The organism is Citrobacter sp. Cpo065, assembly GCF_030332805.1.
GTDB lineage: Bacteria > Pseudomonadota > Gammaproteobacteria > Enterobacterales > Enterobacteriaceae > Citrobacter > Citrobacter portucalensis.
In genome coordinates, this window is sequence record NZ_JAOWHC010000029.1 from 743,643 (window position 1) to 770,472 (window position 26,830).

29 protein-coding genes are annotated in these 26,830 nt (G+C 50.7%); 14 read left to right on the plus strand and 15 right to left on the minus strand.

Annotated elements, in window-relative coordinates; all coding sequences use genetic code 11:
• Positions 1 to 117: 117 nt before the first annotated feature.
• The 3 genes from mdoG (at position 118) to OGY68_RS09530 (ending at position 4,478) form a co-directional block, all read left to right on the plus strand.
• Positions 118 to 1,653 carry a glucans biosynthesis protein MdoG gene (gene mdoG, locus OGY68_RS09520; protein ID WP_095533147.1) on the plus strand — a complete coding sequence of 512 codons (1,536 nt, stop codon included), beginning with the start codon at positions 118 to 120 and terminating at the stop codon, positions 1,651 to 1,653.
• A complete protein-coding gene (gene mdoH / locus OGY68_RS09525; protein ID WP_057068348.1) occupies positions 1,646 to 4,174 on the plus strand; it encodes a glucans biosynthesis glucosyltransferase MdoH in 2,529 nt (842 codons plus the stop codon). Before mdoG ends, mdoH begins: the two co-directional genes overlap by 8 nt.
• 76 nt (positions 4,175 to 4,250) lie before the next feature.
• Positions 4,251 to 4,478 (plus strand): YceK/YidQ family lipoprotein, encoded by a 228-nt coding sequence (locus OGY68_RS09530; RefSeq protein WP_003832117.1) that lies wholly within the window; start codon positions 4,251 to 4,253, stop codon positions 4,476 to 4,478.
• Here OGY68_RS09530 and OGY68_RS09535 read toward each other — a convergent pair whose 3' ends face one another.
• Complete coding sequence (locus tag OGY68_RS09535) at positions 4,479 to 4,856, minus strand: MysB family protein (protein WP_057068350.1); 378 nt, start codon at positions 4,854 to 4,856, stop codon at positions 4,479 to 4,481. It abuts the gene before it with no gap.
• A 691-nt stretch (positions 4,857 to 5,547) separates the two neighbouring features.
• Here OGY68_RS09535 and OGY68_RS09540 point away from each other — a divergent pair.
• Positions 5,548 to 6,879, plus strand: coding sequence for a sensor domain-containing diguanylate cyclase (locus OGY68_RS09540; RefSeq protein WP_032944370.1), 1,332 nt, complete (start codon positions 5,548 to 5,550; stop codon positions 6,877 to 6,879).
• A gap of 64 nt (positions 6,880 to 6,943) precedes the next feature.
• Here OGY68_RS09540 and mdtG read toward each other — a convergent pair whose 3' ends face one another.
• Both mdtG and OGY68_RS09550 read right to left on the minus strand, forming a co-directional pair.
• Positions 6,944 to 8,164, minus strand: a complete 1,221-nt coding sequence (gene mdtG, locus OGY68_RS09545) for a multidrug efflux MFS transporter MdtG (RefSeq protein ID WP_057066405.1) — start codon at positions 8,162 to 8,164, stop codon at positions 6,944 to 6,946.
• 155 nt (positions 8,165 to 8,319) lie between these two features.
• A complete protein-coding gene (locus tag OGY68_RS09550) occupies positions 8,320 to 9,240 on the minus strand; it encodes a Kdo(2)-lipid IV(A) acyltransferase (RefSeq protein WP_003036136.1) in 921 nt (306 codons plus the stop codon).
• Positions 9,241 to 9,460: 220 nt separating this feature from the next.
• Here OGY68_RS09550 and trhO point away from each other — a divergent pair, with 220 nt between their 5' ends.
• Positions 9,461 to 10,513: an oxygen-dependent tRNA uridine(34) hydroxylase TrhO gene (trhO, locus tag OGY68_RS09555; RefSeq protein WP_003832128.1), complete on the plus strand. Its 1,053-nt coding sequence runs from the start codon at positions 9,461 to 9,463 to the stop codon at positions 10,511 to 10,513.
• Between the two features lie 45 nt (positions 10,514 to 10,558).
• On the opposite strand, the gene OGY68_RS09560 is transcribed toward trhO, so the two are convergent.
• From OGY68_RS09560 to mdtH, 9 genes are all read right to left on the minus strand, one after another.
• Positions 10,559 to 11,134, minus strand: a complete 576-nt coding sequence (locus tag OGY68_RS09560; protein WP_003832130.1) for a YceI family protein — start codon at positions 11,132 to 11,134, stop codon at positions 10,559 to 10,561.
• A 1-nt stretch (position 11,135) separates the two neighbouring features.
• Positions 11,136 to 11,702, minus strand: coding sequence for a cytochrome b (locus OGY68_RS09565; RefSeq protein WP_048214474.1), 567 nt, complete (start codon positions 11,700 to 11,702; stop codon positions 11,136 to 11,138).
• Between the two features lie 262 nt (positions 11,703 to 11,964).
• Complete coding sequence (locus tag OGY68_RS09570; protein WP_003036148.1) at positions 11,965 to 12,078, minus strand: YceO family protein; 114 nt, start codon at positions 12,076 to 12,078, stop codon at positions 11,965 to 11,967.
• A 55-nt stretch (positions 12,079 to 12,133) separates the two neighbouring features.
• Entirely contained in the window at positions 12,134 to 13,249 is a 1,116-nt protein-coding gene (gene solA, locus OGY68_RS09575) for an N-methyl-L-tryptophan oxidase (protein ID WP_057066406.1), read from the minus strand.
• A 113-nt stretch (positions 13,250 to 13,362) separates the two neighbouring features.
• Positions 13,363 to 13,617 carry a biofilm formation regulator BssS gene (bssS, locus tag OGY68_RS09580; protein WP_003036154.1) on the minus strand — a complete coding sequence of 85 codons (255 nt, stop codon included), beginning with the start codon at positions 13,615 to 13,617 and terminating at the stop codon, positions 13,363 to 13,365.
• Between the two features lie 340 nt (positions 13,618 to 13,957).
• Complete coding sequence (dinI, locus tag OGY68_RS09585) at positions 13,958 to 14,203, minus strand: DNA damage-inducible protein I (protein ID WP_003036157.1); 246 nt, start codon at positions 14,201 to 14,203, stop codon at positions 13,958 to 13,960.
• 65 nt (positions 14,204 to 14,268) lie between these two features.
• Positions 14,269 to 15,315, minus strand: coding sequence for a dihydroorotase (gene pyrC / locus OGY68_RS09590; RefSeq protein WP_032942952.1), 1,047 nt, complete (start codon positions 15,313 to 15,315; stop codon positions 14,269 to 14,271).
• A gap of 105 nt (positions 15,316 to 15,420) precedes the next feature.
• Positions 15,421 to 15,981 carry a lipoprotein gene (locus OGY68_RS09595; RefSeq protein WP_020996498.1) on the minus strand — a complete coding sequence of 187 codons (561 nt, stop codon included), beginning with the start codon at positions 15,979 to 15,981 and terminating at the stop codon, positions 15,421 to 15,423.
• Positions 15,982 to 16,095: 114 nt separating this feature from the next.
• On the minus strand, positions 16,096 to 17,304 hold the full coding sequence (gene mdtH, locus OGY68_RS09600; RefSeq protein ID WP_057066407.1) for a multidrug efflux MFS transporter MdtH: 1,209 nt from the start codon (positions 17,302 to 17,304) through the stop codon (positions 16,096 to 16,098).
• Positions 17,305 to 17,563: 259 nt separating this feature from the next.
• Here mdtH and rimJ point away from each other — a divergent pair, with 259 nt between their 5' ends.
• From rimJ to murJ, 4 genes are all read left to right on the plus strand, one after another.
• On the plus strand, positions 17,564 to 18,148 hold the full coding sequence (gene rimJ, locus OGY68_RS09605) for a ribosomal protein S5-alanine N-acetyltransferase (RefSeq protein WP_003832145.1): 585 nt from the start codon (positions 17,564 to 17,566) through the stop codon (positions 18,146 to 18,148).
• Positions 18,149 to 18,182: 34 nt separating this feature from the next.
• Entirely contained in the window at positions 18,183 to 18,830 is a 648-nt protein-coding gene (locus tag OGY68_RS09610; RefSeq protein ID WP_057066408.1) for a YceH family protein, read from the plus strand.
• A 1-nt stretch (position 18,831) separates the two neighbouring features.
• A complete protein-coding gene (locus OGY68_RS09615) occupies positions 18,832 to 19,755 on the plus strand; it encodes a Gfo/Idh/MocA family protein (protein ID WP_032942955.1) in 924 nt (307 codons plus the stop codon).
• Between the two features lie 221 nt (positions 19,756 to 19,976).
• Entirely contained in the window at positions 19,977 to 21,512 is a 1,536-nt protein-coding gene (gene murJ, locus OGY68_RS09620; RefSeq protein ID WP_003832150.1) for a murein biosynthesis integral membrane protein MurJ, read from the plus strand.
• Between the two features lie 85 nt (positions 21,513 to 21,597).
• Here the strand turns inward: murJ and flgN are convergent, their stop codons facing one another.
• The 3 genes from flgN to flgA form a co-directional block, all read right to left on the minus strand.
• The gene (flgN, locus tag OGY68_RS09625) at positions 21,598 to 22,020 is read right to left on the minus strand and encodes a flagella biosynthesis chaperone FlgN (protein ID WP_003036178.1); all 423 of its coding nucleotides are present in this window, start codon (positions 22,018 to 22,020) and stop codon (positions 21,598 to 21,600) included.
• A 3-nt stretch (positions 22,021 to 22,023) separates the two neighbouring features.
• On the minus strand, positions 22,024 to 22,317 hold the full coding sequence (flgM, locus tag OGY68_RS09630) for a flagellar biosynthesis anti-sigma factor FlgM (RefSeq protein ID WP_032942956.1): 294 nt from the start codon (positions 22,315 to 22,317) through the stop codon (positions 22,024 to 22,026).
• A 93-nt stretch (positions 22,318 to 22,410) separates the two neighbouring features.
• The gene (flgA, locus tag OGY68_RS09635; RefSeq protein ID WP_008784358.1) at positions 22,411 to 23,070 is read right to left on the minus strand and encodes a flagellar basal body P-ring formation chaperone FlgA; all 660 of its coding nucleotides are present in this window, start codon (positions 23,068 to 23,070) and stop codon (positions 22,411 to 22,413) included.
• Between the two features lie 157 nt (positions 23,071 to 23,227).
• Between flgA and flgB the strand changes: the two genes are divergently transcribed.
• From flgB to OGY68_RS09660, 5 genes are read left to right on the plus strand one after another with little or no spacing between them, the layout of a single operon-like run.
• Positions 23,228 to 23,644: a flagellar basal body rod protein FlgB gene (gene flgB, locus OGY68_RS09640; protein ID WP_003036189.1), complete on the plus strand. Its 417-nt coding sequence runs from the start codon at positions 23,228 to 23,230 to the stop codon at positions 23,642 to 23,644.
• A gap of 3 nt (positions 23,645 to 23,647) precedes the next feature.
• Positions 23,648 to 24,052: a flagellar basal body rod protein FlgC gene (flgC, locus tag OGY68_RS09645; protein WP_003036191.1), complete on the plus strand. Its 405-nt coding sequence runs from the start codon at positions 23,648 to 23,650 to the stop codon at positions 24,050 to 24,052.
• 11 nt (positions 24,053 to 24,063) lie between these two features.
• A complete protein-coding gene (flgD, locus tag OGY68_RS09650) occupies positions 24,064 to 24,762 on the plus strand; it encodes a flagellar hook assembly protein FlgD (protein ID WP_003832158.1) in 699 nt (232 codons plus the stop codon).
• A gap of 26 nt (positions 24,763 to 24,788) precedes the next feature.
• The gene (flgE, locus tag OGY68_RS09655; RefSeq protein ID WP_057066409.1) at positions 24,789 to 26,045 is read left to right on the plus strand and encodes a flagellar hook protein FlgE; all 1,257 of its coding nucleotides are present in this window, start codon (positions 24,789 to 24,791) and stop codon (positions 26,043 to 26,045) included.
• 20 nt (positions 26,046 to 26,065) lie between these two features.
• Positions 26,066 to 26,821 (plus strand): flagellar basal body rod protein FlgF, encoded by a 756-nt coding sequence (locus OGY68_RS09660; protein ID WP_003832161.1) that lies wholly within the window; start codon positions 26,066 to 26,068, stop codon positions 26,819 to 26,821.
• Positions 26,822 to 26,830: the final 9 nt, after the last annotated feature.

Consider the following 26,830-nt stretch of genomic DNA (forward strand, 5'->3'; position numbering starts at 1 on the left):
GCGCGAACAATACAGGGATTCAGTTGTCGGAGTACCCGATTATCCATTAAAATGGATCGGATCAATATAAGCACACAAAGGGGGAAGTGCTTACTAATTATGAAACATAAACTACAAATGATGAAAATGCGTTGGTTGGGTGCAGCAGTCATGTTAACGCTGTATACATCATCGAGCTGGGCGTTCAGTATTGATGATGTTGCAAAACAAGCTCAATCCTTAGCCGGGAAAGGCTATGAGGCGCCAAAAAGTAACTTGCCCTCCGTTTTCCGCGACATGAAATATGCGGATTATCAACAGATCCAGTTCAATCGCGATAAAGCGTACTGGAGCAATCTCAAGACCCCATTTAAGCTCGAGTTCTACCACCAGGGTATGTACTTCGACACGCCGGTCAAAATCAACGAAGTTACCGCCACGGCGGTGAAAAGAATCAAATACAGCCCGGATTATTTTAATTTTGGCGATGTTCAGCATGATAAAGACACGGTAAAAGATCTCGGCTTCGCCGGGTTCAAAGTGCTGTATCCGATCAACAGCAAAGATAAAAACGATGAAATCGTCAGCATGCTCGGTGCCAGCTATTTTCGCGTTCTGGGTGCAGGTCAGGTCTACGGCCTGTCAGCGCGTGGTCTCGCGATTGATACCGCTCTGCCTTCTGGTGAAGAATTTCCCCGCTTCCGTGAGTTTTGGATCGAGCGTCCGAAACCGACTGATAAACGTTTAACCATTTATGCTTTGTTGGATTCTCCGCGTGCAACCGGAGCGTATCGTTTTGTCATTATTCCAGGCCGTGACACGGTCGTGGATGTTCAGTCCAAAGTTTACCTGCGCGACAAAGTGGGCAAACTGGGTGTGGCACCGTTAACCAGTATGTTCCTGTTTGGACCGAACCAGCCGTCTCCGGCGACAAACTATCGTCCGGAACTGCATGATTCTAACGGTTTGTCTATCCACGCGGGCAATGGGGAGTGGATTTGGCGTCCGCTGAATAACCCGAAACATCTCGCGGTGAGCAGCTTCGCAATGGAAAACCCGCAAGGATTCGGACTGTTGCAGCGTGGCCGTCAGTTCTCGCGTTTTGAAGATATCGACGATCGTTACGATCTGCGCCCAAGCGCCTGGATCACGCCAAAAGGTGAATGGGGTAAAGGTAAGATTGAGTTAGTTGAAATCCCAACTAACGATGAAACGAACGATAACATCGTTGCGTACTGGACGCCGGATCAACTGCCTGAAGCGGGCAAAGAGATGAACTTCAAGTACACTTTGACGTTCACGCGTGATGAGGACAAGCTTCATGCGCCGGAAAGCGCCTGGGTACAGCAGACTCGTCGTTCTACCGGTGATGTAAAACAGTCCAACCTGATTCGTCAGCCTGACGGTACCATCGCGTTTGTGGTGGACTTTACCGGCACAGATATGAAAAAGCTGCCGCAGGATACCCCGGTTACCGCACAAACCAGTATTGGCGACAACGGTGAAATCGTTGAAAGCACTGTGCGCTATAACCCGGTATCTAAGGGTTGGCGTTTGATGCTGCGCGTGAAAGTGAAAGACGTGAAGAAAACCACTGAAATGCGTGCTGCCTTGGTCAATGCCGATCAGACGCTGAGTGAAACCTGGAGCTACCAGTTACCTGCCAATGAATAAGACAACTGAGTATATTGACGCAATGCCGCTTTCGGATATCGAGAAAGCGGCACTGCCGAAAACTGACATCCGCGCCGTTCATCAGGCGTTGGATGCCGAGCATCGTACTTACTCGCGCGAAGATGATTCACCGCAGGGTTCTGTGAAAGCTCGCCTTGAGCAAGCATGGCCGGATTCTTTGGCTAAAGAGCAGTTGGTTAAGGACGATGAGGGCCGCGATCAGCTGCAGGCGATGCCAAAAGCAACGCGTACCTCTATGTTCCCCGATCCCTGGCGTACCAACCCGGTTGGTCGTTTTTGGGATCGCTTGCGTGGGCGCGATGTGACGCCGCGTTATCTTTCGCGTTTGACGAAAGAAGAACAAGAAAGCGAGCAAAAATGGCGTACCGTAGGCACCATCCGCCGCTATACGCTGTTGATTCTAACGCTGGCGCAAACGGTCGTAGCAACCTGGTATATGAAGACGATCCTCCCGTATCAGGGGTGGGCATTTATTAATCCGGTAGACATGATGGGACAGAACTTGTGGGTCTCCTTTATGCAACTGCTGCCCTACATGCTGCAAACCGGAATTCTCATTTTGTTTGCCGTGCTTTTCTGTTGGGTGTCTGCGGGATTCTGGACCGCGCTGATGGGCTTCCTGCAACTGTTGATTGGACGAGATAAGTACAGTATCTCGGCCTCAACGGTTGGGGATGAACCGCTGAATCCTGAACACCGTACCGCGCTGATTATGCCTATCTGTAACGAGGACGTTGACCGCGTATTTGCGGGACTTCGCGCCACGTGGGAATCGGTCAAAGCAACGGGCAACGCCGAACATTTCGATGTTTATATCCTGAGCGACAGCTACAACCCTGATATCTGCGTAGCAGAACAAAAAGCGTGGATGGAGCTGATTGCCGAAGTGCAGGGCGAAGGGCAGATTTTCTACCGCCGTCGTCGTCGTCGCGTGAAGCGTAAAAGCGGCAACATTGATGACTTCTGTCGTCGCTGGGGAAATCAGTACAGCTACATGGTGGTGCTGGACGCTGACTCAGTGATGAGTGGTGACTGTCTGAGCGGCCTGGTGCGTCTGATGGAAGCGAATCCGAATGCCGGGATTATCCAGTCTTCACCGAAGGCTTCCGGTATGGATACGCTGTATGCGCGCTGCCAGCAGTTTGCGACCCGTGTTTATGGACCGCTGTTTACCGCCGGGCTTCACTTCTGGCAGTTAGGGGAATCACACTACTGGGGCCACAACGCAATTATCCGCGTGAAGCCATTTATCGAGCACTGTGCGCTCGCGCCATTACCGGGCGAAGGCTCGTTTGCGGGATCGATCCTCTCCCATGACTTCGTGGAAGCGGCATTGATGCGTCGTGCTGGCTGGGGCGTGTGGATTGCCTACGATCTGCCGGGCTCTTATGAAGAGCTGCCGCCGAACCTGCTGGATGAACTCAAGCGAGACCGCCGCTGGTGCCACGGCAACCTGATGAACTTCCGTTTGTTCCTGGTGAAAGGGATGCACCCGGTTCACCGTGCGGTATTCCTGACCGGTGTAATGTCCTATCTGTCTGCGCCGCTTTGGTTTATGTTCCTCGCGCTCTCTACCGCATTGCAGGTGGTGCATGCGTTGACGGAGCCGCAGTACTTCCTGCAACCGCGCCAGCTATTCCCGGTATGGCCGCAATGGCGACCTGAACTGGCGATCGCGCTGTTTGCTTCAACAATGGTGCTGCTGTTCCTGCCGAAGCTGCTGAGTATTTTGCTCATCTGGTGTAAAGGGACGAAAGAGTACGGCGGGTTTATCCGCGTCACGCTGTCGCTACTGTTGGAAGTTCTGTTCTCCGTGCTGCTGGCGCCGGTGCGTATGCTGTTCCACACCGTCTTCGTCGTGAGTGCCTTCCTCGGTTGGGAAGTTGTGTGGAATTCACCGCAGCGCGATGACGATTCGACCCCGTGGGGTGAAGCGTTTATGCGTCACGGTTCTCAGTTACTGCTGGGGCTGGTGTGGGCTGTGGGTATGGCCTGGCTGGATCTGCGTTTCCTGTTCTGGCTGGCACCGATTGTCTTCTCGCTGATCCTGTCACCGTTTGTTTCCGTGATTTCCAGCCGTTCCACGGTGGGGTTACGTACCAAGCGCTGGAAGCTGTTCCTGATCCCGGAAGAGTATTCTCCGCCGCAGGTGCTGGTGGATACCGATACCTTTCTGGTGATGAACCGTAAACGTACGCTGGACGATGGCTTTATGCATGCGGTGTTTAATCCGTCGTTTAACGCACTGGCCACGGCCATGGCGACTGCACGCCATCGCGCCAGCAACGTGCTGGAGATTGCACGCGATCGTCATGTGGAACAGGCACTGAACGAAACGCCGGAGAAACTGAATCGCGATCGCCGCCTGGTGTTGTTGAGCGATCCGGTGACCATGGCGCGTTTACATTACCGTGTCTGGAATTCACCTGATAAGTATTCTTCGTGGGTGAACTACTATCAGGGACTGACACTGAACCCGCTGGCGCTCAGGAAAAAATAAGCGTTCTGTAACGTGAAAATACCGGCCTGGTGCCGGTATTTTTTTATATTGAATAGAATGAGTCGTGAGGTAGCAGGTGCGAATATTGGCTGTAGGAATAATGATCTTCTTCCTGAGCGGATGTGGCAGCATTATTAGTCGTACCATCCCAGGGCAAGGACACGGAAACCAATACTATCCTGGCGTGCAATGGGATGTTAGGGACTCCGCATGGCGCTACGTCACTATCCTCGATCTGCCATTTTCGCTGGTGTTTGATACGTTGCTGCTGCCGCTCGACATACATCATGGACCTTACGAGTAATTATCGCTCATCCCATTCATCGGCTGCGGTCTGTCCCTCTTCAGTATCAAGGGGAGGTTCCAGCTGGAATTCACCTTCATCCCATTCGTGAAGCGTATTTTCTTCCTGCCACTCCTGGCGGATTTCAATTTCATCATAGTCGCCATCAAAAACGCTCTGGGCCGCTTCTCCGCTCAGAATTGGAAGACATTCACCATCTACATCATCCTCGTCAGCAAAGAATTCCGCCTGCCACATAATGTCGCCATCCTGTAGCACGTATTTTTGGACGCTTAGCTGTTGAACGCTGGCGTCGTCTGACTCAAGGTCAGGTTTATCAGCCAGAAACACTTCACGAGCTGCATCAATAGCCTCTTCCAACGTGGCATAAAAATTCATGTCATTCTTTGCCATATTTCTTCTCCTAAGGCGAACAATAAAGGGGGATGATTCAATCTATAGACGGCGATCCGCAGAGCGTCAAACCCGTTAGCTGCATGGCTCACTCAATCAGATGATTACTGCCTGCAATGCCTACGAGACTGGGGGAAAGTAACTTCGGTTGTTTATGAAAAATTTACATTGGCAGATACTGAAGCCGACGTAATATCAGGAAAAAAATTCAAGAAAAAATAGTAATGTATGTGATTTGCAATGTAGTAATGAAAATCAAAAAATTAAAAAATGACGTTATATAAGGAAATCTTCAGGGTTGAACGTTATTTTTTATGTGTTTTAGAGAGGGAATCCGATCGCTTATGACGTAATATTTCATAACTTAATAAAAACAAAGAAGAAAATTAATGCCCAATACGGAAGTGTCGCAGGTGCAATCAATGAAAGTGGCTAAACTTAGTGGTGTCTCTGATAGTGACAAAGTATCTTTTGTGTATGGGGGCTGTGAATGGTGTGGGTGATACTAAAATAGTATACATAATAAAATGTTATTAATGACAAAGGTTATAAATCTATAAGAAACCATTAAATAAGAAATGAATTAGTGTCATTGAATCTGTGCAGATATAATAGTTTGCAAAATCTTATGCTTTATTATATAAAATGCAAAATTAAGAGAGCCTTTAAGGTTGTTATGGATAACGGCAATTCAAATAATAGAAGGTTAATGGCTTTCTATATAATCTGTTTGGCTAGCTATGTTCTTGGTGGAGTGTGTCTTACACAATTTAAATTAACGATACAAAGTGTGCCGCAAACAGTATATCTGATTATAATTGTAGGGTTATTCTTTTTATATGGGATAATCTTCCTGTTTATGTTATTCCAGTATCTTTGTAGAAAAGATCTCACCTGCCTTATGATATTAGGTATGGCGTTTCTTGGGAATAACATATTTTTCATCGAGACTATCTACATCGTTCAGGACTTGATTAATGATTATGCCTCAATCGAAAAAAGAACTAACGATATAGCCATATTCTATTACTTTCGGCAGATTAGTTTCATCGCTCTGCTATTTGTTTCATTAAAATCTTATAAAGTATCCTCGACAGTTATTGAAACCAAAGAAAGAGAACCTTGCTATATCGTTCTGTCTTTTTTAATCATGCTTGTTATCGCGGTGGTGGCGCACGCTCTGGCCAGTTACAACCCTAATTTTACACTCGAGATCACAAGCCTGAAGCCTGATAATGTCACCGTGCACTGGCATATTGGGTACATTTATTCGCTTATTGTATCCTGGGGACTGGTCCTGTTGTATTTAATCATTAAAACCAGAACGCATAACATCTTGTGGAAAAGTATAGGGCTACTGTGTTGCTCGGCAATATTGACCAATGTACTACTTCTGAGCCTGGATGAATATAGCATGTATATTTGGTATGTTAGCCGTGGGATTGAGGTGATAAGTGCCCTGTGTATAATCTCAATACTGATGTACAACACCTTCATCATCTTAAAAAAAGAAACGGATTCAGCTATTAAAGACGCAATGACTAAAATATATAATCGTAAACTATTCTATAAGTCATTAAAATCATCATTAGCAAAAGGCGCAGTATGTGTGATGGTTCTGGATATTGATAAATTCAAACGGATTAACGATACCTACGGCCATCAGGAAGGTGACAGAGTGATAATCAGCATTGTCGACATTGTCAATAAATCAATCAGAGATACGGATATTTTTGCCAGAGTAGGCGGTGAAGAATTTGCGATCCTTCTTAAGTGTAACGATAAAGATGAGGCAATTGTTGTTGCAGAGCGAATTAGGCGAAATGTAGAGAATGGTACGACAATACCAAATTCGTATGAGTTAAAAGAAAAAATGACGATAAGTATCGGTGTATATTGCAGTAAGATTGATGATGAATCAGCGGATAAAGTTGTTTCATACGCCGATGCCGCATTGTATGAAGCCAAAAATTCTGGCAGAAATAAGGTGTGTTACTATTATCATTAAGGTTGAAATATACGCCGTGTAAGATAAGTTTATTATTCCGAACCGGCGAATACAAATACACAAATCATCCCACGACCTCTGTACTCCGACGACGGCGCAGGCTATTCCACGAGTACAGGGCGTTAAACAGTACGACGCCCGCGGTCACACAGAAAACGGCACGAAAACCGTAGTTGGCGGATATCGCTGCCCCCATTAGAGGTCCTGTTACGTTACCGATATCGCGAAATGACTGGTTATAACTGAAAATACGTCCAGCTATTTGATTGGTCGAGTTGTAAACCAGCAGCGTTTGTACCGCCGGGAGCAGAGCGCCGTCGGCCGCACCCAATAAAAAGCGCAGAACACCAAGCTGCCAGGGCGTATAGACAAATGACATCGGAATAAGCAGTAACACAGAAACGATCAGCGCGACGATCAGGATCTTCTCCGGGCCAATTCGATCGCCTAATTTGCCAAGTTTCGGGGCGCTGATTAATGCCGCAACGCCGGGGACAGAGGCTATCATCCCACTGATAAACGCAATATTGCTGACGTTGCCAGCCAACTCTCGAACGTACAGAGTCAGTATTGGCGCGATAGAACCGGTGGCTACCTGAATGATCAAAGTGGTGATAAACAGGCTCAGCACCAGTTTGGGGTTCTTTAAAGAGGCCACGACTTCACGAATGTGCAACATCTCCTTCTTGCTCACCGGCTGGAAACGCTCGCGGATAAAAAATAGCGTCAGGATGAAGCAGACCAGCAGCACGCTGGCGGTGATGAAAAATACAGGGCGTAATCCGTACTGATCCGCGAGGAGGCCGCCAGCTAGCGGCCCGAGCAGTGCGCCACTAACGCCACCGGTTGAAAGCGTTCCCAGTGCCCAGCCGCTTTTATTGCGTGGAACCTGGGTGGCGATCAGTGCATTCGCATTGGGGATGAATCCACCAAGCAGCCCTAACAAGGCGCGCAGGATTAAGAACTGCCAGATATTTTGCGCCAGTCCCATCAGCAGCATCACAATTGCCATGCCCAACGCGGAACGCAGCAGCATGATTTTTCGTCCTTTGCGATCGGCAAGACCCCCCCAGAAAGGAGAGGCAATGGCTGAAAAGAGAAAGGTGATGCTGAAGACCAGGCCTGACCACATATTCAGGGCGCTATGACCCGTGACGCCGAGACTCTCGACGTAAAGAGGCAAAAAGGGCATGACCAGGCTAAATGCTGCTCCGGTTAAAAAACAACCTAACCAGGCAACGGTGAGGTTGCGTTTCCAGTTTATGGGGGCATCTGAGGGTGACATAGCGATCCGCAGTGTGATGCGCTGTTTGCGCTATCGATTGAATATAAGTAAGCAGGCTAATTATGCGCCTGGTTGATAGTTGCTGCAATGCGGATAGCAGTTAAACCTAAAACGGGTAGGGAGCGGGTTGCAGCCCACTGGGCTGCAACTCTGCGTCAGTACAGAGAAGGGGAGCCTTCAGGACGCGTCTTGAAGCGACGATGCAACCACATATACTGCTCTGGCGCCATCATGATGCATTGCTCAACAATTTTGTTCATCCACGCAGCTGTAGTCTCTGCGTCGTCCAACGGTGGTGAACATTCTGGAGGCAACATAATCAATTGATACCCTTTACCGTCAGGTTTGCGGCGGGGAACAAACGGTACCAGGCAGGCATTGGACATGCGCGAAAGCATCCAGGTCCCTGAGGTTGTTGCGGCTTGTTCAACGGCAAAAAGTGGTACAAACACGCTGGCGCGAGGGCCGTAATCATGATCCGGCGCGTACCAGACCACTTCGCCCTTTTTCAAGGCTTTAATCATCCCTTTCAGGTCTTTACGATCGAGCATTGATTTATTCGAGCGCATGCGGCCCCAGGTTTGTAGCCAGTCCAGCAGCGGATTGTCATTAGGGCGATACACACCAATACCCGGCTCCTGCAAGCCAAACTGGCGCGCACCCAGTTCCAGAGTCAGAAAGTGCAGACCCACTAACAGAATCCCGCGTTTTTGCGCCTGAACATCACGGATATGTTCCATTCCGATCACTTCCGTCCAGCGCGAAATACGCTTATCGGACCAAAACCAGGCCATCCCGGTTTCCATTACGCCCATGCCTACTGATTCAAAGTTCTTGACGACCATCTGCTGGCGTTCCTGCTCACTCATCTGCGGGAAGCACAGTTCCAGATTTCGGGAAACAATTTTTGCCCGACGTTTCATCAAACGTAGCGCCAGTCGACCTAATGCACAGCCCAACTTAAAGAGGATGGGGTAGGGTAACTGCACGATTAACCAAAGGATGCCAATACCCAGCCAGGTTAACCAATAGCGTGGATGCAGTAACGCAGCCGAAAACTTGGGTAAATTCGTCATGTCTATCCTGTCTTCAAACGACCAATTCCCTGTATTGTCGCATTTTTTCGCGCGTATCAAAAATTTGTGACGGGAGAACGGTGATTAATTCTGCAATTGTTGTTGCAGTTTTATCGTGAAGTATGAAATGTAGCGTAAAATGTGTGGATGTAAATTGGCGATGTTTGCTTTATTATGCCGCCGATTTTCATTTATTCCTTATTTGCAGGATACGTACACCATGCCAGTGTTACACAACCGCATTTCGAACGACGCCCTCAAAGCCAAAATGCTGGCCGAGACCGAGCCGCGCACGACGATCTCATTCTATAAATATTTCACCATTGCCAATCCTCAGCACACGCGTGATGCGCTGTACCAGATGTTCACCGCATTGAACGTCTTCGGGCGAGTATATCTTGCCCATGAAGGAATTAACGCGCAAATCAGCGTACCGCAAAGCAACGTCGAGGCATTTCGCCAGCAGCTCTATGCGTTTGATGCTGCATTGAAGGATTTACGTCTGAATATAGCGCTGGATGATGACGGTAAATCGTTCTGGGTACTGCGTATGAAAGTCCGCGAACGTATCGTGGCGGATGGTATTGACGATCCAGACTTTGACGCCAGCAACGTGGGGGATTATCTCAAGGCTGCAGAAGTGAACGCCATGCTGGACGATCCTGAAGCGGTATTCATTGATATGCGCAACCACTATGAATATGAGGTGGGTCATTTCGAGAATGCGCTGGAGATACCGGCAGACACGTTCCGCGACCAGTTGCCGAAAGCTGTTGAAATGATGCAGGCGCATAAAGATAAAAAAATCGTGATGTATTGCACGGGTGGGATCCGCTGTGAGAAAGCCAGCGCCTGGATGAAACACAATGGATTTAGCAAAGTCTGGCACATTGAGGGCGGTATTATTGAGTATGCCCGCAAGGCGCGTGAACAGGGGCTTCCGGTACGTTTTGTCGGTAAAAACTTTGTCTTTGATGAGCGTATGGGCGAAAGGATCTCTGAAGATGTTATCGCGCATTGCCATCAGTGCGGCACGGCGTGCGATAGCCATACTAATTGCAAAAATGATGGCTGCCATCTGTTGTTTATTCAGTGCCCGGCTTGTGCGCAGAAATATAAAGGCTGCTGTAGCGAGCTGTGTAGCGAAGAGAGTGAGTTGCCGGAAGAGGAACAACGGCGTCGTCGTGCGGGGCGTGAAAATGGCAATAAAATCTTCAATAAATCACGCGGTCACCTGAATACCAAACTGGGTATTCCAGACCCTGCGCAATAACATGATGCCGGATGAGGGGTAGTACCTCATCCGGTAATTCATGCGTTACTTCTGCTGAACACCTTCCACTGAGATGATCAAATCGACTTCCTGCGATGCAGGGCCGAGATCGGTGGTGATGTTGAAATCCTTCAGCTTAATCTTACCTTGCGCTTCAAAACCAGCGCGCGTACCGCCCCAGGGATCACCACCCTGACCGATGAGCTTCGCGTCCAGCGTAACCGGTTTGGTAACGCCGTTCAGGGTCAAATTACCGGTGATATCCAGGTCATTCCCCTCTTTTTTCACGCTGGTGGAGCTGAAGGTCGCCTGCGGGAATTTTGCTACGTTAAGGAAATCTGCACTGCGCAGATGCTTGTCGCGTTCGGCGTGATTAGTGTCAACGCTGTTAGTGTTGATGGTTACGTTAACCTTATCGGCTGCGGGATTTTTCTCATCAAAGGTAAACGTACCGTCGAAATCTTTGAAAGTGCCGTACAGCCAGCTGTAACCCAGATGCTGAATACGGAAATTAACAAAGGCATGCTGTCCTTCCTTGTCAATTTTGTAATCTGCCGCCACGGCCGACCCGGTGGTGAATAACAGAGAAGCGAGTGTAAGTCCCAGCAGGTTTTTTTTCATTTTAAGCTCCATAGTCAGATGACGATTTTCCCAACATGCGATTGAGGGTATCGTCGTTATCAATAAAGTGATGTTTCAGGGCCATCAGTCCGTGTAGTAGGGATAAAATCACCACGGTCCACGCAAGCCACAGGTGCAAGCTACCGGCGAGGTCGGCCTGGGTACCCGCATTGGCCAGGGTGGCAGGAATGTCAAACCAGCCAAAGACGCTTATCGCTTTGCCATCTGCGGTGGAAATCAGATATCCACTGATGACAATCGAAAAGAGCAGCAAATAAAGTGCGAGGTGACCCAGTGCCGCTGCGATACGGGTCAAACGGGAGTAGCTTGCCAACGCAGCAGGCGGAGGGGAGAACAACCGCCATACAACGCGGATAACCAGTCCCATCATGAGTAGGATGCCGATGCTTTTATGCAGTTCGGGAGCCTGGTGATACCAGCCGTCGTAATAGCTGAGCGTGACCATCCATAACCCCAACGCAAACATGCCATATACAGCAATCGCAATCAGCCAATGTAATGTGGCTGACACTACGCCATAGCGCTGTGGAGTATTATTGAATTGCATAAGCACACCGATTGATATTTCAGAAGTGAATGAAAATGGCGTGTAAAAGACATTAATGCAACTAATAAATAACAATAGTGATGATATTTATTTTTTGTTCAATAAAGTTGACTGATTGTTGAGGTGATCATCAAGGGATTAGTGCGAAAATATGTGGCGGGGCTTAGTCTATGGGATGTTATGGTTTTTGTTATTGTTCAGTTTATTGCAATGAAAATTAAGCTAATCTCAATTTTTGTCAATTATTGTCAGCGCGCAGGAATCAGAAAAACATAATATATATTACATCCATAATGGCCAGCAGTGACCATAAAATAATGTAGAGCATAAGATGCTCGCGAATATTATTAACCAGATAGTGAAAGATACGGCGCATTGACGTTATTCCTGTCATTAAAAATGGCCTCACCAACGAGGCCATTCATTTATTATCACTTAAAACGGCTTAGCCTGAAGGGGGTCAGGTCAAATTCAGACGGTTTGTCCTGAGCGAAGTCTGCTGCAATCTCTCCCAGTACAGAGGCAAACTTAAAGCCATGTCCGCTCAGTCCGGTAATGATCAGCGTGTTGTCATGTTCCGGCAGAGTATCAATTATAAAGTCTTCATCTGGTGAATTATCGTAAGTGCAGGATGCGCCGTGCAGGCAACAGCCAACGCCAGGCAGAATTGTGCGCAGGAATGGGAAGGCTTCAGAACCGTCGCTGGCTACAGCGGCAAATGGCTTACGCTCTTCTGCAGAATGGATTACCTGTCCGCCATTGTGCTTACCAATTTTCAGCTCGTCGTTTTCAGCCGGGAAACCGTAGTATTGATCGCCATTTGGCAGCTCGCCGGTGAAAGCCGGGAAGTTATTCTTAACGCTGTAGCGCCCATCGGCCTGATACCAGGCGAACACTTTGCGCACCGGTTGTATCGGTAGTTCAGGGACTAAAGCCTGCACCCAGGTACCGGCGCTGATCACTGCTTTTTTCGCATGGTAGTCACCGTCAGCCGTTTCTACCGTGATGCCATCATCACCGTGATGAATTGCGCTGACCGGGCATTTAAACAGTTGCGCACAGCCTGCTTCTTCCGCCAGACGGATCCAGGTTTTAATTGCTAACTCACTGCGTAAAAAACCGGACTCCGCTTCAAACAGACCGATATAGTTGTCAGGTACGCGAATTTCCGGCCAGCGAGCCATGATGGCCGCTGCATCTAATTGTTCAACGTTAAGTTGCCACTGTTTTGCGCTTTGCGCTGCAGTTGCTATGAAGGTTGACTCTGCCGGACCGAGGTTGATAACTCCGGAGCGAACAAAAATCGGTTCTTCATTATGGGTGGACAGTTCATCCCACAATGTTTGCGCACGTAGCACCAGCGGAACGTATTTTTCGCCTTCGCCATAAGCATGACGAATTAATCGAGTATCGCCGTGGTGGCTGCCCTGTTGATGTGGTGGCATATGCGCATCGATCATCAGAACCTTCAGACCGGCACGAGTGGCATAGTATCCAGCTGCGGCGCCTACCGAACCGCTGCCAATAATGATTAAGTCGTATTTCATCCGCTTCTCTCTGCAATCGCGATAGTAGAAGGGTAAATAACTGACCTGGAATATTCAACCTGGAAATAAGAAAGGCACCGCTAAGGTGCCTTTGATGGTTGGATGTATCAGGTTTAATGTCGCTGATACTCATTTACCTGGTAATCGCCAGATTCAATTTTGGCGATTCCTGCTTCTAATATCGAAATAAATTGCCTGGCAACATCAGTGGTTAACCAGAGCGTTTGACCAACTTCAGTCCCATCCGGGTCAGGGCGGTTCGGGGTTTGGTAGTGCAAACGCAGCATCAGCGCATCGTAGCTATCAACAGTGCTGATGTCCCACCCTACAAGCGGATGAGTCTGAATGACTTCATTATTCTTTTCCATCATGCCCCCTAATTCGTGTTACTAGACAACGGTTTTCGAGGTTCAATGCGTTTTTTTCTGAAGCAACTTCAGTATATCAATAAATAAGGGTATTCATTGAAAATTTAAAGAGGGAAGGGCATAAAATTTTTGTTTTCAGCGTTATCTGACTAAGAAACCGACATGTTATTCATTTTTTTTTAGTATGTTGCACAATTATTTTGTTGTTTTGGTTAAAAGATAATCGGCGGGTTAATATTAAATTAAATGCTCGTCAGAAGAAATGCGCGATTGATTACAAGATAGCGTGTATAAAAAAGCCGGGGCGACCCGGCAAACAAACATCACTGCATATCATTATTTATTCGTTGATGAACCAGTCATCCGCGCTTTCCCAGGTTTCCTGTAGGATCTCGCTGATGCGCTCTTTGTCCTCTTTGGTCGCGCCAATAACCGACAGATTGTTTGCGCCGGCATAACGGACGGTAACGTTACCTTCGTTATCCGGAAAATGGTGCTGAATACGGCGGGAGAGTTCACCTGCCAGTGCGTCAATTGCACCGGCAGGTAAAGGTGAAGTTTTGGCAATAGTGACTTCAATACGCATAGTAGCCCCCTGTGGAATATACTGTTTATTTATACAGTTATTCGAATCGGTTGGCTACACTTTTTTTAGCTTTTTACTGACCAGCGTACCGTTTCGCCACCCAGGAAAGGCACCAGCGTATCGTCTTCCAACGCTATGCTCTCAGGAACCAGGTGCTCCACGCGTTCCAGCTCAATAAAGGTCTCATTTACCGGCAAACCATAGAACTGTGGGCCGTTGAGTGAGCAGAAGGCTTCGAAATGGTCCAGCGCATTCATCTCTTCAAACACGGTGGCATAGCTGCCTAGTGCGGTCGGTGCATTGAAGCATCCAGCACAGCCACAGCTTGACTCTTTGCGATGACGTGCGTGCGGCGCTGAGTCGGTACCGAGGAAGGCGCGCGTAAACCCGCTGGCAACCAGTTCACGCAGCGCCTGTTGGTGGACGTTACGTTTGAGGATCGGCAGGCAGTACAGGTGAGGACGAATCCCGCCAACCAGCATGTGATTGCGGTTAAACATCAGGTGCTGTGGCGTAATAGTCGCTGCCAGAAGCTCGTTACCGTCGCGCACGTATTCGGCAGCATCTTTGGTAGTGATATGCTCGAACACTACTTTCAGCGAGGTCAAACGCTGGCGCAGCGGTTCCATCACTGTTTCAATAAAGCGCGCTTCGCGATCGAAAATATCGATATCTGCATGCGTCACTTCGCCGTGCACCAGCAGCGGCATACCCAATTTTTCCATCCTCTCCAGCACCGGCATGATGGCGTCAATAGAGGTTACGCCATGCGTCGAGTTGGTGGTGGCATTGGCCGGATAGAGTTTTGCTGCGGTGAATACGCCTTCGTTAAATCCACGTTCCAGCTCGTTGGGATCCAGCGTATCCGTTAAGTAGCAGGTCATTAATGGTGTGAAGTCGTGTCCAGCAGGTACCGCGTCAAGAATGCGCTGGCGATAAGCGATAGCCGCGTCAACCGTGGTGACGGGCGGTGCCAGGTTCGGCATGACAATGGCGCGACCATAAATTTCACTGGTGTAGGGCACGACAGTTTTTAACATGTCGCCATCGCGAAAGTGAAGATGCCAGTCGTCTGGGCGGCGGATCTTTAAAACTTGGGATGGTGCAGTCATTAATATGCTCCGGCTGAGGATAGTCTTTTTTGCCGGAAACAAAGGATAAGCGGAAACGTTTTCGTTTGCACGAAAAAAAAGGGCGCATCGGCGCCCTCAGTTTTATTAGTCGGTGAACGGGATGATGATTTCCCCCGGTTTCACCTCAATTCCCTTCGCCAGTTTTTTCGCCAGTGCTTCACCCTGGCTACTGTCATCCTGCAGAATGTAGGCTGGCTGCTGGTTGAAATAGTTACGCAGCGACTGGTTTAAATAAGGCATCAGTGTTTGCAGTACCGACTGCATTTTTTCTGGTGTAACGGTCGCATCCACGACTTCCATCTCTTGCAGATAAATTGCGCCTTTCTCTTTGTTGAATACCGGTAAGGCTTTTAACTTCAGCTTCATGGTCGCTTTTTGGCTGCCAAACAGGGAATTCATGTCCAGGTTGGCATCACCGGTCAGCGTCACTTTATTGGGTTCTTCACGGCCAATCTGACTGGCGAGATTATTTAGTACGATGTGTGCTTCAGCAACGCCGGGCAAGCCGATATCTTTAGAAAAATTATTATGCTTTGCCAGGGCCTGATTAATTTCTTGCTCGCTAACCGTGTATTGCGTGAGTTGATTACAACCAACCAACAGGCCGCTGACAATCAGTGCAGCGGCAAAAAAAAACTTTTTCATGGGGTTCCTCAACATGATGCATGTGGCGTAATCGTGACACAAAGCATCATCGAGTACCAGCGCCCCGGACGCCAGCAGAAAAAACTGAAAAGCGCCCGGACGCAGGTTCGGCTATCAGGCGTCTGGCTCCAGCATGCCTCTCGTTGGGCGTTTGATACTGAATTGCCAGCCCAGCGCCAGGAAGGTGATGAGGCCGATAATACCGAGCATCATCCAGGGCAACTCAGGCTGTGCCAGGGCCTTGCCCATGTCAAACAGCCAGCCGCCGCAGATATATCCAATTGCGCCGCCGATAGCGAGCCCCAGTCGACTGAAGCCCATATAGCTTCCTCGGGCACGTGCATTCGCCAGTGAGGCGCTAAGGGTTTCACGCGCTGGTTCGGCGATGATCGAGCCAATATAGAACGTACAGATCAGGGTGAACAACTGCTGCAAATTCCCCACCAGACCGATCGGCATCATGCTCAGAGACATCACCAGCAGACCGGCCATCAGACGATGTTCAAGGCGAAAACGTTTTTCACTCCAGCGGGCAATTGGGTAGAGCAGCGTCAATGAGAGGCACGCCTCGATGGCATACATCCATTTCACAGCGGCCGGTGAACCTGCGATGTCGTTCACCATGATTGGCAGCATCAGCATCACCTGTACCGCCAGCATGTAATAGCCCGCCAGCGTCAGCACATAGGTGACAAAGCGCTTGTCATGCATCACGTGGCTCATCCCTTCACGCACTGGAATTTTCACCGTCGACAGCTTCCATGCCGGGAGCAGCCAGGCGTTAAACGCCGCGCACAGAACGAACAAAATTGCGCCGGTGGCACAGACAAGACGGAAATCGTATTGCAATAACCAACTGCCAAGCAACGCGCCAACCACGGCCCCGGCGCTATCCTGCATCATCAGAATAGAGAAAAAGCGCCCGCGCTTTTCCGGGCGGATCAGTTTAACCACCAGCGCCGAGCGGGGTGGGTCGAATAGTGTACCGCCCAGTCCGGAGAGAAAGCAGGAAAACCACAGCAGCCACGGCTCATGGGCAATGCCCATGGTGGCGAACCCGGCAGCGCGCATCAGCATGCCGGTGACGATCATCGGTTTTGCACCGAAACGGTCCGCAATAGCACCGCCGAAAATACCCAACCCCTGCTGGATAAATTGACGTAATCCTAGTGCAATACCGACCATCACGGCGGCCCAGCCCATTTGGTCGACGAAACGAATTGAGATCAGCGGGAAAACGACGAAGAAACCCAGCACGACCAGCATATTATCGATGAGAAGGAAGTATTTACCCAGGTTCCTTGCCTGCGAGACTTGCGACATTTCCCCTCCAGGGAAAAACTCGTCACTCTGGATAGAGTTTAAAAGATAAGCACCTCCTATTCTGCGGTGTCGTCATCGCTTTTCCCACCCTTCGCGGGACAATATTTTTTTATCAAAAGTCCGTCTTGATAGAGAGTTTTCATCAAAATGTGTGAATAATTCAAAAAATGGCATTTTGCTCTTTTCACAGGGCGTATTCGCACAGGTATAGTAATGCGAATAGCGTATTGAAGACGTTACGGGAAGGAGTAGGTATAGAATGTTTGGCTATCGCAGTAACGTGCCAAAAGTGCGCTTAACCACCGACCGCCTGGTCGTGCGTTTAGTGCATGAGCGTGATGCCTGGCGTCTGGCAGATTATTACGCAGAAAATCGTCATTTCTTAAAACCCTGGGAACCTATTCGCGATGAAAGCCACTGCTATCCGTCCGGCTGGCAGGCGCGTCTGAGCATGATTTCTGAGTTTCATAAACAGGGCACCGCCTATTATTTTGCGCTGCTCGATCCGGACGAAAAAGAAATTATCGGCGTTGCGAACTTTTCAAACGTGGTGCGGGGATCCTTCCATGCCTGTTATCTCGGCTACTCCATTGCGCAGAAATGGCAGGGGCAGGGGCTAATGTATGAAGCCTTAACCTCGGCCATCCGTTATATGCAGCGCACGCAGCATATTCACCGCATTATGGCTAACTACATGCCACATAATAAGCGCAGCGGTGACCTGCTGGCGCGACTGGGTTTTGAAAAAGAAGGGTATGCCAAAGACTACCTGCTGATTGACGGGCAGTGGCGCGATCACGTGCTGACGGCGTTGACCACATCAGAATGGACCCCCGGCCGCTAAGTTTCAGATGCAGCCATGATTAATGGAGAAGACGATGAAATACGAATTAACCGCCACCGAAGCACGAGTGATTGGCTGTTTATTAGAAAAACAAGTGACCACGCCGGAACAGTACCCACTCTCCGTTAATGGAGTCGTAACAGCCTGCAATCAAAAAACGAATCGTGAACCGGTGATGAACCTGTCGGAATCGGACGTGCAGGAGCAGTTGGATAACCTGGTTAAGCGACATTTTCTGCGCACGGTGAGCGGTTTTGGCAATCGCGTCACGAAATATGAGCAGCGTTTCTGCAACTCTGAATTTGGCAATCTGAAGCTTAGTGCCGCAGAGGTGGCCATAATCACCACACTGCTGCTGCGGGGCGCTCAGACGCCTGGTGAACTGCGTAGCCGCGCATCCCGTATGTACGAATTCAGCGATATGGCCGAAGTGGAGTCGACGCTGGAAAATCTGGCGAACCGGGAAGATGGGCCTTATGTGATCCGCCTGTCGCGTGAGCCGGGCAAACGTGAAAGTCGCTATATGCACCTGTTTTGTGGTGAGGTTGATGAAGCCATTGCCGCGGCAGATGAACCCCCTGTAGCCTCCGGTGATCTGCAGGCGCGCGTGGAAGCGCTGGAAACGGAAGTCGCAGAGCTTAAGCAGCGACTTGATTCCTTGCTGGCGCACCTGGGAGACTAACGTGAAAAAATTACGTATCGGCGTAGTCGGCCTGGGCGGTATTGCACAAAAGGCCTGGCTACCCGTGCTAGGCACCTCCGCGGACTGGACGCTGCAAGGCGCATTTTCACCTTCACGCGATAAAGCGCAGCGTATCTGTGACACCTGGCGAATACCCTACGTGGATTCATTGAAGAATCTGGCGCAAACCTGCGACGCGGTTTTCGTCCATTCCAGTACCGCGACGCACTATGCGGTAGTCAGTGAATTGCTGAATGCCGGAGTTCACGTGTGTGTGGATAAACCGCTGGCGGAAAACCTGCACGAGGCTGAGCAACTGGTCGAGCTGGCCGCGCGGAAAAAACTTACGCTGATGGTCGGGTTTAACCGTCGATTTGCACCGCTGTACCAGGATCTCAAAACCCAGTTGGGCACCGCAGCGTCTGTACGTATGGATAAGCACCGTACGGATAGCGTTGGGCCGCACGATCTGCGCTTCACTCTGCTGGACGACTATCTGCACGTGGTCGATACCGCTTTGTGGCTGGCGGGAGGGCAGGCGCAGTTAAATAACGGCACGCTGCTGACCAATGAATCTGGTGCGATGCTCTACGCCGAGCATCATTTTTCTGTCGGTCAAATGCAGATAACGACCAGTATGCATCGCCGTGCCGGTAGCCAGCGCGAGAGCGTGCAGGCGGTGACGGACGGCGGCCTGATTGACGTCACTGATATGCGGGAATGGCGGGAGGAGCGTGGGCAAGGTGTTGTTCATAAGCCGATAGCGGGCTGGCAAACGACCTTAGAACAGCGTGGTTTTGCCGGATGCGCACGTCATTTCATTGAGTGCGTGCAAAATCAGACGGTTCCCCAGACGGCAGGCGAGCAGGCGCTACTGGCCCAGCGTGTTGTTGAAAAGCTGTGGCGGGAGGCGATGGCTGAATAACCCCCTGTAACATCTGGCGGTAGTAATTCATTGTAATCCAGGTACTATATGCCCACTCAAAATAACACCTCTTTTCAACCATAGCTGGTTTGTCGGCCTGATAAGGTGCCAGGGTGTCGCCATCAGGCACAGCAAAAGTGTCGGATGGCGGCGAGAATGCCTTATCCGACCTACGGGCAGGTTTGTCGGGGTTTTGCCTCAGAGTCTGGAATACAACATAGATGAATTTATTAAAGTCGCTGGCAGCCGTCAGCTCGATGACGATGTTTTCACGTGTGCTGGGTTTTGCGCGTGATGCGATTGTCGCCAGAATCTTTGGTGCAGGGATGGCGACAGATGCCTTTTTTGTGGCATTCAAACTTCCTAACCTGTTGCGCCGAATTTTTGCCGAAGGCGCATTTTCGCAGGCGTTTGTGCCGATTCTTGCTGAGTACAAAAGCAAGCAGGGGGAAGATGCTACCCGCGTATTTGTTGCCTACGTTTCCGGACTGTTGACGTTGGCGCTGGCCGTGGTGACGGTAGCCGGGATGTTGGCTGCGCCATGGGTGATATTAGTCACCGCGCCGGGATTTGCTGACACAGCGGATAAATTTGCGCTGACCACTCAACTGCTGCGGATCACTTTTCCCTATATTCTACTGATTTCACTGGCCTCACTGGTTGGTGCGATCCTTAATACCTGGAACCGCTTTTCCATTCCTGCGTTTGCCCCGACATTTCTGAATATCAGCATGATCGGCTTCGCGCTATTTGCGGCACCCTATTTTAACCCGCCGGTGCTGGCGCTGGCGTGGGCCGTTACGGTTGGCGGCGTGCTACAGCTGATTTATCAGCTTCCGCACTTGAAGAAAATTGGCATGCTGGTGCTGCCGCGCGTGAACTTCCGTGATGCGGGGGCGATGCGTGTCGTCAAGCAAATGGGCCCGGCGATCCTTGGGGTATCTGTCAGCCAGATTTCACTGATCATCAATACGATTTTCGCCTCGTTTCTGGCCTCTGGCTCAGTTTCATGGATGTATTATGCCGACCGTCTGATGGAGTTTCCGTCCGGTGTTCTGGGCGTGGCGCTGGGGACTATCCTGCTGCCATCGCTGTCCAAAAGCTTTTCCAGCGGTAATCATGATGAATATTGTCGCCTGATGGACTGGGGCCTGCGTTTGTGTTTCCTGTTGGCATTACCGAGTGCCGTAGCGTTGGGTATTCTGGCCAAACCGCTGACGGTGTCTCTGTTCCAGTACGGTAAATTTACCGCCTTTGATGCCGCGATGACCCAGCGTGCGCTGGTGGCGTACTCGGTAGGTTTGATTGGCTTGATCGTGGTGAAAGTGTTGGCTCCGGGCTTTTACTCGCGCCAGGATATTAAAACGCCAGTGAAGATTGCCATTGTGACGCTGATTATGACCCAGGTGATGAACCTGGCGTTTATCGGGCCGTTAAAGCATGCCGGATTGTCGCTGTCGATTGGTCTGGCGGCATGTCTGAACGCTTCACTGCTGTACTGGCAACTGCGGAAACAGAAAATCTTTACCCCACAACCGGGCTGGAGCTGGTTCCTGGCGCGTCTGGTGATTTCCGTGCTGGTGATGTCTGCGGTGCTGGTTGGGATGCTCTACATCATGCCGGATTGGTCGCAGGGAACGATGTTGTGGCGTCTGCTGCGTCTGATGGCGGTCGTGGTGGCAGGTATTGCCGCTTACTTCGCAGCACTCGCCGTACTGGGCTTTAAAGTAAAAGAGTTTGTGCGCCGGACGGCGTAAAGGATCAATGCCGGATGGCGGCATAACGCCGTATCCGGCCTACAAAAGGCGTAGGCCTGATAAGCAAAACGTTATCAGGCTGACATCAAATAGAGAATTTTTTCCCGCCGCGGTGCGCAGCAGAGGTTTGACCGTTTGCGCCATACAACGCCGGTTCCTGGTGCGGTTTCAGCACTTGTATTGCTTGTTGATTACGCTCGATCTGCCCTTCCAGCAGCCAACCGTTGTGCTGGTTGAGGTCGCGTAAATGCTGTGTTTTCTTGGTGATAGTCTGCCAGCGTTCAGCAATCTCATCATTGGCGCTGCGCGTGGCGTCATGTTCCAGGCGGCGCTGCTGCTCAAGATAATCAAGGGTTGCCAGCAAGGAGCTTTTTTCTTCTGTAATACGCTGTAGCTGGCTGCCGTTGATATGCCCTGCGGAAAGCTGCTGCTGTTCAGCATCCATTACCGTTTTCAGGTCATTGAGGACGGTCGTCATCTGGTCAAGTATTTCTGACAAACGAGTCATACTTTATTTACTCTGTAGGTAGCTCTGCGCCTCGCGAATCAGCGAGTCGGCAATTTTTCCGGTATCCATTTTCAATTCACCGTTACGGATTGCGGTTTTCAGTGCTTCCACGCGTTCCATATTGATGTCATTGCTGCCGGGCTGCATCAGTTTGGCCTGAGCGTCGCTCAGCATGACGCTGGTGCTGGTGGTCGCGGTGGTTTTTTCCTTCCGCGCTTTTTGTACCGGCGCATCGCTGGTTTCACGCGGCTGAACGGTGCTTACTGGCTTCAATGGTGAGGTACGATCAATGCTCATTTTATTTTTCCTCATCGAGGGGTTACGCTATAGCGGCCCGCTGTAATCATTGGTTGTTTATCTATCGGCACACGCTAAAAAATCTTTAACCTATTATAGGTTAATAAGAATATTCCCATCAGAATCGACGACGCCGCTCACCACCTGGCCTGAAATCATCCGCACTCGCGCATTCTGTGCGACAGCGGCGTTGTTCAGCGCTTTACCTTCGGCATTGACCCGAAAGCCATCTCCGTTGGCAATAACCAGTACGCGCTGACCGGCCTTGATCCGCCATGCCTGGCGCAACATCGAAAGCTGTATCGGTTGGCCCGGCACCAGATCGCGCAGGCTCACTGCATCTTGCACCTGACTCATATCCAGCACCGCGCGCGGCGGTAGTTGGTCCAGTCGACCACGTTTCAGCGTTACGCTGGCTGGGGTCAGGGTGCTACCTCGCGCTACGGATGCAGCGGCAACAACGTAGTTTCCTGTCGCCTGCACGTTCACTTGCAGATAACGTTTTTCGTTGGCACAGCGGGCCAGCACATTCACATTGCCCCACAGTTTTGCGCTACCGGACACGCTTAATGCCGGTTGTTCGCAGTTGGGCAATAAGTTTGGTGACGTTCGGATAGTGACTACCACCTCATCGCTAAATCCGGCCAGGCGCTGGGAAAACCATGCCGTTAGCTGCGAATTCAGGTCTTGCGCCAGCGTCATAGGGCTGAACAGCAGTGCTGCCACGACTATTCCACGTTTAAACGTTTGCATCAAAACCTCGCGCTTTTTCAGGTAGTGGCAGGATTTTACCTGTGTGACGCAGTCATCAACGCAACAAATAGCGACGCATTTTGCGTTTATTCCGGCGATAACGCGCGCGTAATGGGATTTAAGCTGTCGGCTGAATTTTGTCATTTGCGGAGGAGATATGCTCGATAAGCTCGACGCCGCCTTACGTTTTCAACAGGAAGCGCTGAATTTGCGCGCCCAACGCCAGGAAATATTGGCGGCCAACATTGCCAATGCCGACACGCCGGGGTACCAGGCGCGCGACCTGGATTTCGCCAGTGAATTAAAAAAAGTCATGGTGCGAGGACGGGAAGAAACCGGCGGCGTTTCGTTGACGCTGACCTCTGCACAACACATTCCGGCCCAGACCGTTTCTGCGCCGTCTACGGAGCTGCTCTACCGTATTCCTGACCAGCCATCTCTTGATGGCAACACGGTAGATATGGACCGGGAGCGCACGCAATTTGCAGACAACAGCCTCAAATATCAAATGGGGCTGACGGCGCTGGGTGGACAAATCAAAGGCATGATGAACGTGCTGCAAGGAGGGAACTAATTCGTGGCGCTGTTAAATATTTTTGATATCGCAGGTTCTGCGCTGACGGCTCAGTCTAAACGCCTGAACGTCGCGGCCAGTAACATGGCGAATGCGGATAGCGTCAGCGGACCCGACGGTCAGCCGTATCGCGCGAAGCAGGTTGTTTTTCAGGTAGATGCTGCGCCAGGCGCGGCAACCGGTGGCGTAAAAGTTGCCGACGTCATTGAAAGTCAGGCGCCGGATAAGCTGGTTTATGAACCCGGTAATCCGCTGGCCGATGCGAACGGCTACGTAAAAATGCCGAATGTGGACGTTGTTGGCGAGATGGTCAACACCATGTCTGCCTCACGTAGCTACCAGGCAAACGTCGAAGTGCTCAACACCGTGAAAAGCTTGATGCTTAAAACTCTGACGCTAGGCCAGTAAAGGAGGCGCACATGTCTATTGCTGTAAAAATGAATGACCCGAGCACGACGGGGGTTAATGCCGCCACGGGGAACAGCTCCCTGACGGGCAGCAACGCCGCTGACCTGCAAAGCAGCTTTCTTACGCTGCTGGTTGCACAACTGAAAAACCAGGACCCTACCAACCCGTTGCAAAACAACGAACTGACTACCCAGTTGGCGCAAATCAGTACCGTGAGCGGGATTGAGAAACTGAACACTACGCTGGGATCGATCTCTGGGCAGATCGACAACAGTCAGTCGCTGCAGGCCAGTACGCTGATTGGCCACGGTGTCATGATCCCGGGTACGACCATTCTGACCGGTAAAGGGACAGAAGAAGGTGCCAAAACTACGACAACACCATTTGGCGTTGAGCTGCAGCAACCGGCAGATAAGGTTACCGCAACCATTACCGATAAAGACGGCAAAGTGGTACGCACCATTGACATTGGCGGGTTGAAAGCAGGCGTTCATACCTTTACTTGGGACGGCACCATGACCGATGGCACGGATGCACCAAGCGGTTCTTACAACGTGTCAATTGCTGCCAGTAATGGCGGAACGCAACTGGTGGCCCAGCCGCTTCAGTTTGCGCTGGTGCAGGGCGTTATTCGCAGTAACGGCGGTAATACGCTGGATCTGGGCACCTATGGAACCACCACCCTCGACGAAGTACGGCAGATAATTTAAGCCTTCACACTTATCAGGAGTAAGTCATGGCCTTTTCTCAAGCGGTCAGCGGTCTGAATGCTGCAGCGACCAACCTCGATGTCATTGGTAACAACATCGCCAACTCCGCTACCTACGGTTTTAAATCTGGCACGGCATCTTTTGCCGATATGTTTGCCGGTTCGAAAGTCGGTTTGGGCGTTAAAGTTGCGGGTATTACTCAGGACTTTACCGACGGTACGACCACCAACACCGGACGTGGTCTGGACGTTGCTATCAGCCAGAACGGTTTTTTCCGTATGGTAGACAGCAACGGTTCCGTTTTCTACAGCCGTAACGGTCAGTTCAAGCTCGATGAAAACCGCAATATCGTTAACATGCAGGGGCTGCAGCTGACGGGCTATCCGGCTACCGGTACACCGCCAACCATACAGCAGGGTGCGAACCCGGCACCGATCACTATCCCGAATACGCTGATGGCGGCTAAATCAACCACCACTGCGTCAATGCAGGTCAACCTGAACTCCACTGACAAAGTGCCAACCAAGACTCCGTTTAATGCAAGCGATGCGGACTCCTACAACAAAAAAGGCACCGTTACCGTTTTCGATAGCCAGGGTAACGCCCATGACATGAATATTTTTTATGTCAAAAATAAGGAGAGCAACAGCTGGGAAGTTCACACTCAGGATGCTTCCACCGGAGATGCTGCAAAATCAGCCGGGTTTATGCGTTTTGACGATAATGGTGCGTTTATAGGTATTAGTGCTACAGCTGATGAGGCTGTTCCTAAACCGACAGATCCTCAATGGCCAAAGTTTATTGATGTTGGTACGGGTACGATCAATGGCGCAGTTCCGGCGAACTTCTCCCTGAGCTTCCTGAACTCCATGCAGCAGAACACCGGTGCCAACAACATCGTTGCCACGAATCAGAACGGCTACAAGCCGGGCGATCTGGTGAGCTACCAGATTAACAATGATGGTACCGTGGTCGGTAACTACTCCAACGAACAGCAACAGGTTCTGGGGCAGATCGTGCTGGCAAACTTTGCCAACAACGAAGGTCTGGCGTCTCAGGGCGACAACGTCTGGGCGGCGACTCAGTCTTCCGGCGTGGCGCTGCTGGGTACCGCAGGCGAAGGTAACTTCGGCAAGCTGACCAACGGCGCGCTGGAAGCGTCAAACGTGGATTTGAGTAAAGAACTGGTGAATATGATTGTCGCCCAGCGTAACTATCAGTCGAACGCGCAGACTATCAAAACCCAGGATCAGATCCTCAACACGCTGGTCAACCTGCGCTAAGCGCCTGACGGGATGGCTTAATGGATCACGCAATTTATACCGCCATGGGCGCGGCCAGTCAGACGCTGAATCAACAGGCGGTGACGGCCAGCAACCTGGCAAACGCCTCCACGCCAGGGTTTCGTGCGCAGCTCAATGCACTGCGCGCGGTTCCTGTAGAAGGATTGTCTTTACCGACGCGTACGCTGGTCGTGGCCTCCACGCCGGGGGCCGATATGACGCCCGGTCAGATGGACTATACCTCCCGCCCGCTGGATGTGGCGCTGCAACAAGATGGCTGGTTGGCTGTGCAGACTGCGGACGGTAGTGAAGGATATACCCGTAACGGCGCTATTCAGGTAAGCCCAACGGGTGAACTGACTATTCAGGGACACCCGGTAATTGGCGAAGCCGGACCGATAGCCGTACCGGAAGGTTCAGAAGTCACCATTGCGGCGGACGGGACCATTTCTGCACTTAACCCTGGCGATCCGGCTAATACGGTCGCGCCAGTGGGGCGGTTGAAGCTGGTGAAGGCTACAGGGCTTGAAGTACAACGTGGCGATGACGGTATGTTCCGGCTGACCCAGGCCGCACAGGCAACCCGTGGTGCGACGTTACAGGCTGACCCCAGCATCCGTGTGATGTCTGGCGTGCTGGAAGGCAGTAACGTTAAACCGGTTGCTGCGATGAGCGACATGATCGCCAACGCCCGCCGCTTTGAAATGCAGATGAAAATTATCAGTAGCGTGGATGATAACGCGGGCCGCGCCAACCAACTGCTGTCGATGAGTTAATACAGGACA

Coding starts and splice junctions, on each gene's coding strand:
- mdoG (WP_095533147.1), top strand. CDS start 118: ATGATGAAAATGCGTTGGTTGGGTGCAGCAGTCATGTTAACGCTGTAT.
- mdoH (WP_057068348.1), top strand. CDS start 1,646: ATGAATAAGACAACTGAGTATATTGACGCAATGCCGCTTTCGGATATC.
- OGY68_RS09535 (WP_057068350.1), bottom strand. CDS start 4,856: ATGAATTTTTATGCCACGTTGGAAGAGGCTATTGATGCAGCTCGTGAA.
- OGY68_RS09540 (WP_032944370.1), top strand. CDS start 5,548: ATGGATAACGGCAATTCAAATAATAGAAGGTTAATGGCTTTCTATATA.
- mdtG (WP_057066405.1), bottom strand. CDS start 8,164: ATGTCACCCTCAGATGCCCCCATAAACTGGAAACGCAACCTCACCGTT.
- OGY68_RS09550 (WP_003036136.1), bottom strand. CDS start 9,240: ATGACGAATTTACCCAAGTTTTCGGCTGCGTTACTGCATCCACGCTAT.
- trhO (WP_003832128.1), top strand. CDS start 9,461: ATGCCAGTGTTACACAACCGCATTTCGAACGACGCCCTCAAAGCCAAA.
- OGY68_RS09560 (WP_003832130.1), bottom strand. CDS start 11,134: ATGAAAAAAAACCTGCTGGGACTTACACTCGCTTCTCTGTTATTCACC.
- OGY68_RS09565 (WP_048214474.1), bottom strand. CDS start 11,702: ATGCAATTCAATAATACTCCACAGCGCTATGGCGTAGTGTCAGCCACA.
- OGY68_RS09570 (WP_003036148.1), bottom strand. CDS start 12,078: ATGCGCCGTATCTTTCACTATCTGGTTAATAATATTCGCGAGCATCTT.
- solA (WP_057066406.1), bottom strand. CDS start 13,249: ATGAAATACGACTTAATCATTATTGGCAGCGGTTCGGTAGGCGCCGCA.
- bssS (WP_003036154.1), bottom strand. CDS start 13,617: ATGGAAAAGAATAATGAAGTCATTCAGACTCATCCGCTTGTAGGGTGG.
- dinI (WP_003036157.1), bottom strand. CDS start 14,203: ATGCGTATTGAAGTCACTATTGCCAAAACTTCACCTTTACCTGCCGGT.
- pyrC (WP_032942952.1), bottom strand. CDS start 15,315: ATGACTGCACCATCCCAAGTTTTAAAGATCCGCCGCCCAGACGACTGG.
- OGY68_RS09595 (WP_020996498.1), bottom strand. CDS start 15,981: ATGAAAAAGTTTTTTTTTGCCGCTGCACTGATTGTCAGCGGCCTGTTG.
- mdtH (WP_057066407.1), bottom strand. CDS start 17,304: ATGTCGCAAGTCTCGCAGGCAAGGAACCTGGGTAAATACTTCCTTCTC.
- rimJ (WP_003832145.1), top strand. CDS start 17,564: ATGTTTGGCTATCGCAGTAACGTGCCAAAAGTGCGCTTAACCACCGAC.
- OGY68_RS09610 (WP_057066408.1), top strand. CDS start 18,183: ATGAAATACGAATTAACCGCCACCGAAGCACGAGTGATTGGCTGTTTA.
- murJ (WP_003832150.1), top strand. CDS start 19,977: ATGAATTTATTAAAGTCGCTGGCAGCCGTCAGCTCGATGACGATGTTT.
- flgN (WP_003036178.1), bottom strand. CDS start 22,020: ATGACTCGTTTGTCAGAAATACTTGACCAGATGACGACCGTCCTCAAT.
- flgM (WP_032942956.1), bottom strand. CDS start 22,317: ATGAGCATTGATCGTACCTCACCATTGAAGCCAGTAAGCACCGTTCAG.
- flgA (WP_008784358.1), bottom strand. CDS start 23,070: ATGCAAACGTTTAAACGTGGAATAGTCGTGGCAGCACTGCTGTTCAGC.
- flgB (WP_003036189.1), top strand. CDS start 23,228: ATGCTCGATAAGCTCGACGCCGCCTTACGTTTTCAACAGGAAGCGCTG.
- flgD (WP_003832158.1), top strand. CDS start 24,064: ATGTCTATTGCTGTAAAAATGAATGACCCGAGCACGACGGGGGTTAAT.
- flgE (WP_057066409.1), top strand. CDS start 24,789: ATGGCCTTTTCTCAAGCGGTCAGCGGTCTGAATGCTGCAGCGACCAAC.
- OGY68_RS09660 (WP_003832161.1), top strand. CDS start 26,066: ATGGATCACGCAATTTATACCGCCATGGGCGCGGCCAGTCAGACGCTG.